This is a genomic window from Streptomyces sp. NPDC059009 (assembly GCF_042740175.1).
Lineage (GTDB): Bacteria > Actinomycetota > Actinomycetes > Streptomycetales > Streptomycetaceae > Streptomyces.
Genome location: NZ_JBHYJB010000066.1, coordinates 1 through 10,994 on the forward strand (window position 1 = coordinate 1; position 10,994 = coordinate 10,994).

Annotated in this window: 10 protein-coding genes; 1 reads left to right on the plus strand and 9 read right to left on the minus strand. The window is 73.1% G+C overall.

What is annotated here, in order from left to right:
- Nucleotides 1-249 (plus strand): adenosylhomocysteinase (locus ACFWYM_RS41965; RefSeq protein WP_384850066.1); only part of this gene is annotated, 249 nt, incomplete at its 5' end.
- 20 nt (nucleotides 250-269) lie between these two features.
- Here the strand turns inward: ACFWYM_RS41965 and ACFWYM_RS41970 are convergent.
- From ACFWYM_RS41970 to ACFWYM_RS42010, 9 genes are all read right to left on the minus strand, one after another.
- The gene (locus ACFWYM_RS41970) at nucleotides 270-1,802 is read right to left on the minus strand and encodes an FAD-dependent oxidoreductase (RefSeq protein WP_384850069.1); all 1,533 of its coding nucleotides are present in this window, start codon (nucleotides 1,800-1,802) and stop codon (nucleotides 270-272) included.
- A 93-nt stretch (nucleotides 1,803-1,895) separates the two neighbouring features.
- Nucleotides 1,896-3,212 carry an MFS transporter gene (locus tag ACFWYM_RS41975; RefSeq protein WP_384850072.1) on the minus strand — a complete coding sequence of 439 codons (1,317 nt, stop codon included), beginning with the start codon at nucleotides 3,210-3,212 and terminating at the stop codon, nucleotides 1,896-1,898.
- Nucleotides 3,205-4,389 carry an acetyl-CoA carboxylase biotin carboxylase subunit family protein gene (locus ACFWYM_RS41980; RefSeq protein WP_384850075.1) on the minus strand — a complete coding sequence of 395 codons (1,185 nt, stop codon included), beginning with the start codon at nucleotides 4,387-4,389 and terminating at the stop codon, nucleotides 3,205-3,207. The genes ACFWYM_RS41975 and ACFWYM_RS41980 overlap by 8 nt, the downstream gene beginning before the upstream one ends.
- Nucleotides 4,386-5,609, minus strand: coding sequence for a hypothetical protein (locus ACFWYM_RS41985; protein ID WP_384850078.1), 1,224 nt, complete (start codon nucleotides 5,607-5,609; stop codon nucleotides 4,386-4,388). Before ACFWYM_RS41985 ends, ACFWYM_RS41980 begins: the two co-directional genes overlap by 4 nt.
- Nucleotides 5,610-5,698: 89 nt before the next feature.
- Nucleotides 5,699-6,490: an SDR family NAD(P)-dependent oxidoreductase gene (locus ACFWYM_RS41990; protein ID WP_384850081.1), complete on the minus strand. Its 792-nt coding sequence runs from the start codon at nucleotides 6,488-6,490 to the stop codon at nucleotides 5,699-5,701.
- Between the two features lie 52 nt (nucleotides 6,491-6,542).
- On the minus strand, nucleotides 6,543-7,535 hold the full coding sequence (locus tag ACFWYM_RS41995; protein WP_384850084.1) for an aldo/keto reductase: 993 nt from the start codon (nucleotides 7,533-7,535) through the stop codon (nucleotides 6,543-6,545).
- On the minus strand, nucleotides 7,517-8,812 hold the full coding sequence (locus ACFWYM_RS42000; RefSeq protein WP_384850086.1) for an FAD-binding protein: 1,296 nt from the start codon (nucleotides 8,810-8,812) through the stop codon (nucleotides 7,517-7,519). The genes ACFWYM_RS41995 and ACFWYM_RS42000 overlap by 19 nt, the downstream gene beginning before the upstream one ends.
- On the minus strand, nucleotides 8,809-9,858 hold the full coding sequence (locus tag ACFWYM_RS42005; protein ID WP_384850089.1) for a polysaccharide deacetylase family protein: 1,050 nt from the start codon (nucleotides 9,856-9,858) through the stop codon (nucleotides 8,809-8,811). The genes ACFWYM_RS42000 and ACFWYM_RS42005 overlap by 4 nt, the downstream gene beginning before the upstream one ends.
- 11 nt (nucleotides 9,859-9,869) lie before the next feature.
- Nucleotides 9,870-10,679 carry a phytanoyl-CoA dioxygenase family protein gene (locus ACFWYM_RS42010; protein ID WP_384850092.1) on the minus strand — a complete coding sequence of 270 codons (810 nt, stop codon included), beginning with the start codon at nucleotides 10,677-10,679 and terminating at the stop codon, nucleotides 9,870-9,872.
- Nucleotides 10,680-10,994 lie beyond the last annotated feature (315 nt).

Genomic DNA, 10,994 nt, shown 5'->3' on the forward strand with positions numbered 1-10,994 from the left:
ACCGGCCACCCCTCGTTCGTGATGTCCAACTCGTTCGCGGACCAGACGCTGGCCCAGATCGAGCTGTTCACCAAGCAGTCCGCGTACCCGACGGGTGTGTATGTGCTGCCCAAGCACCTGGACGAGAAGGTGGCGCGGCTTCACCTGGACGCGCTGGGCGTCAAGCTCACCACGCTCCGTCCCGAGCAGGCCGCCTACATCGGCGTCGAGGTCGAGGGCCCGTACAAGCCCGACCACTACCGCTACTGACCGCCACTGAGCCGCGGACCTCAGGACACCTCGGCGGCGGGCGCCCCGAACCAGCGGGTCAGCGCCCGCCGCAGCGACTCGGTGTCGCCGTCCGTGCCCCGCGCCGACCAGGCGACATAGCCGTCGGGCCGGATCAGCAGGGCGTCGGCGCCCAGGCCCTGGTCCGCCGTGGCGGTGACGGCGTCGACCCGGTCCGCCCACGGCCGTACGACCTCGGCCAGGGCGGGGTTCTCGGCGAGCAGCAGCAGCAACGGGCGGGCGGAGTGCAGCAGTTCGGCGAGGCTGGTCGCCCCGGCGCCGGACTTGAGGGACAGGTCGGGGGCGAAGCGTCCGGCCAGGGCGCCGCTGACCGAGCCCAGGTCGTAGGCCACGTCCGTGCCGCTGATCATCCCGCTGAGCCTGGTGTTGACCTCGTCCATGCGCATGAGTTCGGCGAACAGGTCGCGCAGCGCGTCCATCCGGGGGCTGGGGTCCATCAACGCCACCTGGGCGCGTACGTTGTCGAGGACCGCCGCCGCCACCGGGTGCCGTTCGTCGTGGTAGGTGTCGAGGAGTTCCGGCGGGGCCCAGCCGCGCACCTCGGCGGCGAGCTTCCAGCCCAGGTTGACGGCGTCCTGGAGGCCGAGGTTGACGCCCTGGCCGCCCGCGGGGAAGTGCACGTGCGCCGCGTCGCCCGCGAGCAGCACCCGCCCCGAGCGGTACCGTTCGGCCTGCAGCGCGGCGTCGCTGAAGCGCGTCAGCCAGCTCGGCGACTCCATCGGGACGGGCCGCCCCGCGATGCGCTCGACCTCGGCACGGAACTCCTCCAGGCCGACCGGGGCCTGCCGGTCGGCGTGCGGGCCACGGAAGTCGTACGTGCAGACCCGGCTGTGGCCGAACGGGTTGAGCCACACCAGCGTCCAGCCGCGGGAGTTGCGCTGCCAGCCCTGCGGAGCGGTCCTCGGGTCGAGGAGGCGGACCTCGCCGATGAGGGCGCCGACACCGGCCGGTGTGCCCGTGAAGGGAATGCCGCTCAGCCGGCGCACCGCGCTGCGCGCTCCGTCGGCGCCGACCACCCAGCGGGCGGTCAGGGTGCGCGCATCGCCGTTGCCCGAGCGGACGGTGAGACGGACGTGGTCGGGCTCCTCGCCGAGGCCGACGACCTCGCTGTCGCGCCGCACGGTCGCGCCGAGCCGCTGGGCGTCGTCGCCGAAGACCTCCTGGGCCCACGCCTGCGGGCTGCCGATGATGACGGGCCCCTCGTCGACCACCGCGGCCAGGTCCAGGTCGAACATGCCCGCGAAGTGGAACGGCACGGGGCCGCCGACGGCCCGCGGCGCCGGGCGTCCGGGCTGCACGGCCTCGAGGAGACCGCGCCGGTTGAGGGTCTGGCCGCTGCGGGCGTGCAGGGTGCCGGCCTTGGACTCCCCGGTGGGTGCGGGGAGTTTCTCCAGGACGGTGGTGCGGATGCCGTGCAGGGCGAGTTCCCTGGCCAGCAGCATGCCGACCGGGCCGCCGCCGACCACGGCGACGTCGGTGTCCACAGGGGTGTCGGGCCTGGTGCCGTTGGCCATCGCGGTGCGCTCCCGGAGCTCGGAGTCGGGTACGGGTACGGGGGTGAATCACGCATGAAGGGGAACCCCGCGGCGCGGGATCGGGTTGCGGGCCTATGCCTTGGCCTCGCGGGGAGTGGCGGGCAGCCTGCCGAAGGCCAGGGCGAACAGGACCCAGCCGACGACGGAGGCGAGGGCGAAGAGGAGGATCGAGTTCCACAGGCCGAGCCGTTCGCCGAGCACTCCGCCGAGGAACGCGCCGACCGGGAAGGGCCCATAGGTGAGCATCCGGTACGCCGCGGTCGCCCGGCCCAGGACCGCGGACGGGATCACCGACTGCCGGAACGCGACGACATGGACGTTGTAGACGGTCAGGCCGAACCCGTACACCGCGAACGTCAGTGTCGCGAAGGCGAAGTTCCAGCCGGACCCCGGCCCCGTCGGCAGCAGCAGCGCGGGCGCGAGCGACGACGCGCTGGCGGCGACGACCAGGATCCTCGGGAATCCGAAGTACTGCCCGGCGCGCTGCGCGACCATCGCCCCGCCCAGCGAGGCGACGCTGCCGACGGCGAGGACGAAGCCGACGCCGCCCGCGTCCATCCGCAGCTCCTGCACGGCGTACACCAGGAACAGCGTCATGATCGCCTGCTCGCACATGTTGAACCAGCCCGCGCGGACGCACAGCATGCGCAGGATCCGGTGGCGCCACAGCAGTCCGAAGCTGGTGACGATGTCGCTCAGCCGCGGCCGGTCGGCCGTCGCCGGGTCGCGGGGCGGCTCCCGGTGCCGGATCAGGAACAGCGCCACGAACGCCCCCAGATAGGCCAGGACGTTGAGGAGGATCGCGCACCAGGCGCCGAGCGCCTTGATGAGCAGTCCGCCCGCTCCGGAGCCGCCGATCTGGGCCATGGAGTAGGAGCCCTGCAGTTTGCTGTTGGCGTCCACCAGGTGTCGCTGGGGCACCAGGGACGGGAGGTAGGTCAGATAGGCGACGTCGAAGACCGCGGTCCCGGCGCCGACGGTGAACGCGACCGCGCACAGGGCGGGCACGCTCAGCGCGTCCGTGAGGTACAGCACCGGCACCACGGCGAGCGCGGCGGCACGCAGCAGATTGGCGAGCAGCAGCACCAGCCTGCGGTCGATCAGGTCGATCACAAGCCCGGCGAAGGGGGTCACGCACAGCGCGGGCAGGGACTGCATCGCCGCGACGAGACCGACCTCCGAGGCGCTGGCCCCCAGTGCCCCCAACACCAGCATGGGCAGGGCCAGTTGGGTCACCTGAGCGCCGAGCGCGGCCACCGACTCCCCGGACCACAGCTTGAGGAAGTCGTGGTTGCGCCACAGGCCGCGCTCCGCGTTCCCGCTCGCGCGGGCGCCTTCGTCGTCCCGGGTCTCGGGGGCCGGGCCGGGGCGGATGGCGGGACTAGTCATCGCGGCGGTCCTCCGTCTCGTGGTCCAGGGCGGCGAGGGCCGCCATGACCTCGTCGCGGGTGCCGGCGACGATCGCGTGGCCGAGGCGGTCCTCCGGTCCGCGCGGCGTGCGGAAGACGGTGCCCTCGGCCGCGGAGTAGCGCAGCTCCCGCAGCGCGCCGAGCAGCGGCGGCCGGCTCGCGCTGTCCAGGGTCACCGGGTGCCGGAACGGGGTCTGTCCGTCGCCCACGAAGAAGCGGATGGCCGCGCACTCCGCGGCCGGTGTTCCCGGCCGGGTCCGCTCGCCCACGACCGCCGCGAGTTCCGCGGTGTTCAGGTTCCAGCCGGTGGCCAGCTCGACGAGGCGGGGGATCTGGCCCCCGGCCGGGCGTCCGGCGATCTCCATGAGGACCGGCCCGGTGTCGCTCATGCGGAACTCCGCGTGGCACACTCCCGCTTCCATGCCGAGCGCGTCGAGCGCGCCGACCGTGGCGGCCGAGAGCTGCTCGCGGTCCGCGTCCGTCACCGTCGCGGGCTGTACATGGCCGAGTTCGACACAGTACGGCGGCGTGGTGAGGTGCTTCTCGGTGACGGCGACGATCTGGGTGTCGCCCGGCGCCCAGGTCACCGCCTCGACGCTGAACTCCGGCCCGGCCACGTACCGGTCGACGGCCACGCGCCCGCTCGCCGACAGCGCGGCGGCGGCCCGGAAGGCGTCGGCGAGGCCGTCGGGGGCATCGACGACCTGGACGCCGCCGCTGCCGCCGTAGTCGGTGGGCTTGACCACGAGCGGGTAGTGGCCGTCGCCGAGCCGCTCACACTCCTCGACGGTGCGGGCGACGCCGAGCTGGGGCGTCGGCAGTCCCTCCTCCCGGAGCCTGCCGTGCATGACGCCCTTGTCGCGGAAGTGACCGGCGGGCATGCGCGGGGCGGGGACGCCGAGCTTGCGGGCGACCTCGCGGGCGATGTCGGTGGACAGCTCCTCCCAGCACAGGATGGCGTCCCACTCGAACCCCGCCGAGCTCGCCTCCTCGAGCATCGAGTCGACCGAGAACCGGTCGCCCGCGCGCCACCAGTCGCACAGGTTGACCGGGATGCGGTGCGGCAGGTCGATGACGCCGACGAAGTGGCCCGCGTCGCGCAGGGACTTGAGCCCGAACTCCTTGTGGTCGCCGAGGCCGGCGATCAGCACCTTCACAGCGACACCGCCGCTCCGCCGAAGGCACCGAAGCCCTGTTCCAGCTGCCGGTACGCGGACTCGGGCGAGCAGCGCAGCAGGCCCTCGGCATCGAGCTCCTTGACCCAGCGCCGGCCCGCGTCCAGGTCGTCGACCGTGGTGACCAGCTGCATGCGGTCGGTGTTGATGAAGCACCGGTTGGTGGGCCTGCGCGCGGTCACCTCGGTGACCTCGGCGCCCTCGGGGTGGGCGGGCACCTCGGTGCCGGGGATCTCGGTCGACGGGAGTTCGATCGTCACGGCCCGCGCCTCGACGCGGGGCAGCGGCTCGCCGAGCGCGGCCGCGGTGAACACGGCGTGCGGGTCGGTGCCGGTGCCGGTGCGCCCCATGTCGGAGAGGCCGCCGAGGCGCGGGTTGATCTCCAGGACGACGATGTCGTCGCCGGCCACGGCGAAGTCGATCTGCCACGGGCCGAACGGGGCGAAGTTGTCCTGGATGTCGGTGAGGAACGCGTCGAGCCGCGCGGCGGCCCGCTCGGGCAGCACGTACGGCGAGACCCGCGCCCGCAGCGACGGGTCGAGCCCCGCGTCGAGGGGCCCCATCGACACCACCGGCCAGCGCGTCGACGCACCGTCCGAGGTGATGAGTTCGACGCCGGTCTCGACGCCGCGCTTGAAGGTCTGCACGATCGCGGGGAAGGCGAGGCCCGCGGCGAGCACGGCGTCGAGCTCCTCCGGGGACTCCGCGTAGAACCGGCCGTCGCCCGCCTGCGCCTGGGCCTCCTTGATCACGAGCGGGAACTCCAGCTCACGGGCGGCGTCGGCGACCTCGGCGGCGTCCGCGCAGACCGCGCCCGCGGGGATGGGCCAGCCGCGCTCCGTACCGGTCTCGTGCAGCCGGACCTTGTCGCAGGCCACCTCGGCGAACTCCGCCGAGTGCGCGACGAACCGCCCGTCCCACCGGGCCGCGGCCCGCCCGTAGACGATGGGGAGCTGCTCCTGGCCGTGGGCGTACGGGTTGGCGATGGCGACGTCGGGCCGCTCGGCCTCCAGGACGCGCAGCACGTCGTCCGCACTCCAGCCGAGATCCAGCGACTTGACCTCGACGCCGTCGGCGTCGAACTCGGCGGCCGGGTCGAACTCGACGGCCGAGTAGACCACCACGCGGGTGTAGCCGCGGTCGCGCAGGACCGGCAGGAATCGGGCGATCTTGTACTCACCGAAGATCAGTGCTTTTTTCATGGTTGTCTCCATAGGTGTGTGCGGGATGCGTCGGGGGCCTCAGTCGGCCGGCGGCTGGTCCGCGACCGGGTGGGACGGCGCGGCAGGGCTCACCGGGAGGCGCGCTGGGCCTCGACGATCAGCGAGCCGGCGGCGTCCGGGGCGGAGTGGCGCTGTATCCAGGCCGCGGCGCTGGGGAACTGCACCGCGAGGGCGCACAGCGCCCGGAGCTTCAGCGGCGCGATGTTGACCTCGGCACGGTCGCGTTCGACGGCCTGGAGCACCGCCGTCGCCACCTGGTCCGGGGTCACGGTGCGGGCGCCGCGCGGCAGGGGCGCGCCGGTCCTGGCGAACATGCCCGCCCCGCCGACGAATCCCGGCTGGATCAGGGAGACCCCCACGCCCGCCCCGCGCAGATCGGCCCTGAGGCCGTGGGCGAAGCCGCGCAGGCCGAACTTCGAGGCGGTGTAGAGCGAGGACTGCGGGGTGGCGGCCTTGCCCGACATCGACCCGACGAACGCGAGGTGTCCGCGGCCCGCGCCGACCATCGCCGGGGCGAGCAGCCGGGCGAGCAGGGCCACCGAGTTCAGGTTCACCGTCAGGGCCCGGTCGATCTGCCCGGGTGTGTACTCGAGCAGGTCGCCGCTGGCGGGCAGCGCCGCGTTGGCCACCAGGATCGTGCTGCCGGCGCAGCGTTCGGCGAGGTCGGTGACGTCGGCCGGGTCGGCGAGGTCGGCGGGGACCCAGCGGGCACCGAGCCCGTCGGCGAGCTCGCGCAGCGCGTCGGCGTCGCGGCCGGTCACGATCAGGTCGGCGCCCGCGGCGGTCAGGCGCTCCGCGAGCACCCGGCCGATGCCGCCGGTGGCGCCGGTGAGGAGGACGGTCTCTCCCGCGATCTTCATCCTGCTGCTCCTGGAAGGGGAAGGTGTGGGGTGGTGGCCGTGATCCGGGGGATCACCAGCGGTGGTGCACCTGGGCCCGGATGCGGCGGTCGTACAGCTCGGCGAGCCGGTCGAGGGTGTCGGCGGGCAGCGGCGCCGTGCGGCCGGCCTCGGCGTTGGCCCGGCTCTGGGCCACGGAGGTGGCGCCGGGGATCACGGTGGTGACGCCGTCCTGCTGGGTGATCCAGCGCAGGGCGAGCTGCGCGGGGGTCAGACCGGCCGGGGCGAGGCCGGTGAACTCGGCGGCGGCGGCGAGGCCGGTCTCGTAGTCGACGCCGGAGAAGGTCTCGCCCACGTCGAACTGCTCGCCGTTCCGGTTGTAGTTGCGGTGGTCGTCCGCGGCGAAGACCGTGTCGCGCCGGAACTTCCCGGACAGCAGTCCGGAGGCCAGCGGGACCCGGGCGATGACGCCCACGCCCGCGGCGCGCGCGGCGGGCAGGACGCGCTCGAGGGGCTTGCGCCGGAAGACGTTGAGGATGATCTGTACGGAGGCGACGTTCGGCCGGGCGAGGGCGGCCATGGCCTGGGCGCAGGTCTCCACGCTGACGCCGTACGCCTCGATCCTGCCCTCGTCGACGAGGACGTCGAGTGCGTCGTAGACCGCGTCGGAGGTGAACACGGGGTCCGGCGGGGTGTGCAGCTGGACGAGGTCGAGGGTGTCGACGCCCAGGTTGGCCCGCGAACGGTCGGTCCAGGCGCGGAAGTTGTCGAGGGTGAAGGAGCTGAGTTCCTGCGGGCCGCGGCGCCCGAGCTTGGTGGCGACGGTGGGCCGCTCGCCCGGCGAGGTGCGGAAGTCCTTGAGGAAGTGGCCGATCAGCTGCTCGCTGCGGCCGTCGCCGTAGACGTCGGCGGTGTCGATGAAGTCCACCCCGGCGGCCACGGCCGCTTCGAGGATGGCGTGCACGTCGCGCACCGGCACGTGCTCCCAGCCGTCGCCGAACTGCCAGGTACCGAGGCCGACGACGGAGACCTTCCGCCCGGCCCTGCTCAGAAGTCGCTTTTCCATGGGGGCACCTCCCTGGTGCGCGGGGACTTGGACCCGGGGCTCTGCCGGTCCTGGCTCAACTCGTCGACGAGGGCGTTGCCGAACTTGCCGTCCGGGTCGCACTTGTCCCTCAGCTCCTGGAAGTCGGCGGCGCGGCGGTAGCGGGACCGGATCTCGGGCCCGGTCATCGCCGTGAGCTTCGCCCAGTGCGGCCGCGCCCCCAGCGGCGCCAGGACCTCCTCGACGGCCGCGATCACCGGCAGCACCCGGGGGACGTCCTTGATCCAGGTGAAGTGGAAGGCGGCCGAGTCCTGTTCGTACGCGGGGCTCAGCCACAGGTCGTCGCCGCGCACGGTGCGCACCTCGCCGACCTTCAGGACCGGTGCGAGGAGGGGGGCGAGCGCGCGCAGGCCGGTGAACGCGGCGGGGGCGGCGGCGCGCGGCAGGAAGTACTCGGACTGCAGCTCGTCGCCGACGCCCGGGACGGTGCCGGAACGGATGTGCGGCAGCCGCTCGTGCCACGGCCCGGGGCGACCCGACTGGTCGGTGCACGGCGCCGGGTCGGCTCCGGGCACCGGGTTCAGCGGGCCGTCGGCGGGGGTGCCGAGAGCCAGGTCTGCCGCGGGCCGGTCGGTGCGCCGCTTGAGCCACACGGCCGCGTCGCCGGCCCACGTGGTGAAGACGCTGACGCTGTAGGCGGCGCCGAACACGGCGTCGAACCGGCCTTGCACCTCGTCGAGCGGAACCCGCACCCGTACCGACTGGGCCACCTCGTACGACGGCTCGATGCTCAGGGTCACCCGGGTGACGACGCCCAGGGCGCCGAGGGCGACCACCGACCCGGCGAAGGTGTCGTGGTCGCTGTCGCGGCTCAGCTCGACCACATCGCCCTGGGGGCCGACCAGTTGGAGGCCGACCACGGCGGCCGCGAGGCTCTGCCGGGCGTCGCCGGAGCCGTGGGTGCCGGTGGCGCACGCCCCGGCGACCGTGATGTCGGGGAGCGACGCCAGGTTCGCCAGCGCGTGACCGGAGCGGTGCAGCGCGGCGGCCACGTCGCCGTACCGCATGCCCGCGGTGACCGTCGCGGTGGACGCGGCGGGGTCGATGTCGACGGCCGGGGGCAGCCGGTCGAGCTGCACGAACCCGCCCGTCGTCGCGAGGACGCCGGAGAAGGAGTGGCGGGTGCCGAGCGCACGGACCCGGGTGCTGCCCGCGACGATCCGGCGCAGCTCGTCGACGGAGTCGGGCCGCGCCACCCCGGCCGGCCCGAAGCTGATGTTTCCGGCCCAGTTGCTCATGCCGCACCCGCCGGGGCGGACAGGGCCCGGTCGACCAGGGTGTCGGCCCGGACGAAGGTGTAGCCGCGCTCGAGCAGGCCCTCGATGATCGGCGTGAGCGCCGCCACGGTGGGCGAGCGGTCGCCGCCGCCGTCGTGCAGCAGGATCACGGAGCCGGGCCGCACGTCGGCGAGCACGTCGCGGGCGATGGCGTCCGCCTGCCGCAGCGCCCAGTCGTCCGGCGCGACGTCCCACAGCACCGTGGTGGTTTCCAACTCCCGCAGCCAGTTGAGGACTTGGGGGGTGCGCGAGCCGTAGGGGGGCCGGAACAGGCGGGGCTCCGCGCCGCCGCTCGCCCCGGCGATCGCCTCGGCGGTGCGGCCGATCTGCTCGGCCAGCTGCGGCCGCGACAGCTCGGGCAGGAACGGGTGGGACCAGGTGTGGTTGCCGATGGCGTGGCCCTGCTCGCGCATCCGCACCAGGTCCTCGGCGAAGCCGCCGGCGTTGATGCCGACGCAGAAGAAGGTCGCCACGACGCCGTACCGCTCGAGGATGTCGAGGATCTGCCCGGTGTACGGGGGCAGCGGACCGTCGTCGAAGGTGAGGGCGACCTCGCGGCGGCCCCGGGGGCCGTGGCTGAACAGCCGCCCGGCCGCGGCGAGTGCACGGTCGGCGTCGGCCGAACTCGCTGTCTGGGCGGCCAGTTCGTCCTCGCGGCCGGTCTGGGTGCCCCGGTGGGCGGCCAGCGGCACCAGGCCGTCCACGGCGCGCAGGCCCGCGCGGGCCACGTCCTGTGCCGGGACCGAGCCGAACAGCGGCCGCCCCGGGAGCAGCCAGGGGTCGGCGCGGTGGACGCGCAGGCCGGCGGCCATGAGCCTGCCGTCGAGGGTGCCGTTGGTGGACTCCACGGCGACGGTGACCGGCTCTTCGAACCGGTGCAGCCGGGCGATCAGTTCGTCCGCGCGGGGCGCGGCGTAGTCGGCGGGCGGCAGAGCCTGCCGGCCGTCCGGGCCGACCACGGCGAGGCGGTATCCGCCCGCGTGCCAGGAGATTCCCGCGTACAGCATCTGCCGTCCTCCTACTCGGGCTTGGCGTAGTCGCTGAAGTGGCTCTCGGCGAACAGCTCGGGCCAGTGCGCTCCCCCGAGCCCGCGCTGCCGGCCGCGGCCGAGCATCTCCCGCCAGTACGGCTTGACCGGCGGCCAGAGCGTCCCGGCCTGGCAGTACGAGGCATCGACGAAGTAGCGCGGGCGGCCCGGGTATTCGGGCTTCGCCCGGCGGGTGTGGAAGAGGGCGGAGTGCAGCAGCACGGTCGAGCCGGGCGGCAGCTCCTCGATGAACACCTCGCCGGGCAGCACGTCGCAGCCCATGTGGGCGAGGTCGGACTTCTCGGCCACCTCGAGGTGCGAGGTGGGCAGCACGGCGAGGCCGGCCATGTCCGGGTCGATGCCGTCGAGGTAGTGCAGCGCGTGGACCATGGTGTGCGTCCGGTGCGACTGGACCCGCTGCTCGTAGTCGTGGTGCCAGGGCTTGCCGGGCAGGTCGGGCGCATGCCGGTCGCTGTGCATGTGGTGGTGCACGAAACGCGGTCCGAGCAGCTTGCCGAGGACGCGCAACAGCGGTTCGTGGGCGAGGAGTTCGCCGTGCGCGGGCAGGTCGAGTTCCATCAGCGTCGGGACCCCGTGGGTGTCGGGGTCGAGGACGGACGCGATGGTCTGGGCGCGCAGACCGCTGTCGACCCAGAGGTCCACCTCCGGTTTGACCCGGTCCACCAGGTCGTCGGGGAGGAACCCGGGCAGGACGAGATAACCGGATCGCTCGAACTGGGCTATCTGTTCGGCGTCCAGTTCGGACGGCCGCGGAGGAGCGTAAATCGTCTGCACAGACACGGTGAGGAGCTCCGTTCTTCATGGGTGCGGTATTCGGCCGGTAGCCGGTCGACCGATGAAAGGAGCGTGACATCGCTTTGCCAAATGAGTCAATGAGGATTGACAAGTCACCTTGCCTTCTCTTGCAGTTCGATGGCACCTCAACCCGCCCCGGGAGGGCCGAAACCTCCAGGTCAAGGCCCGCATCGGGCACCCGAAGAACACCAACCCCCCTGCTCAGCATGGCAATTTACTGCTACATCAGAGGATTGGTAAAACTTGGCAATTGACCTTGCCTTGTTCCGGCAGACCGATCTAGATTGACGTCACACCGCG

Excerpts from the sequence above, each read along its gene's own strand:
- ACFWYM_RS42000 (WP_384850086.1), bottom strand. The coding sequence starts at position 8,812 with ATGAGCAACTGGGCCGGAAACATCAGCTTCGGGCCGGCCGGGGTGGCG.
- ACFWYM_RS42005 (WP_384850089.1), bottom strand. The coding sequence starts at position 9,858 with ATGCTGTACGCGGGAATCTCCTGGCACGCGGGCGGATACCGCCTCGCC.
- ACFWYM_RS41970 (WP_384850069.1), bottom strand. The coding sequence starts at position 1,802 with ATGGCCAACGGCACCAGGCCCGACACCCCTGTGGACACCGACGTCGCC.
- ACFWYM_RS41985 (WP_384850078.1), bottom strand. The coding sequence starts at position 5,609 with ATGAAAAAAGCACTGATCTTCGGTGAGTACAAGATCGCCCGATTCCTG.
- ACFWYM_RS41975 (WP_384850072.1), bottom strand. The coding sequence starts at position 3,212 with ATGACTAGTCCCGCCATCCGCCCCGGCCCGGCCCCCGAGACCCGGGAC.
- ACFWYM_RS41990 (WP_384850081.1), bottom strand. The coding sequence starts at position 6,490 with ATGAAGATCGCGGGAGAGACCGTCCTCCTCACCGGCGCCACCGGCGGC.
- ACFWYM_RS41995 (WP_384850084.1), bottom strand. The coding sequence starts at position 7,535 with ATGGAAAAGCGACTTCTGAGCAGGGCCGGGCGGAAGGTCTCCGTCGTC.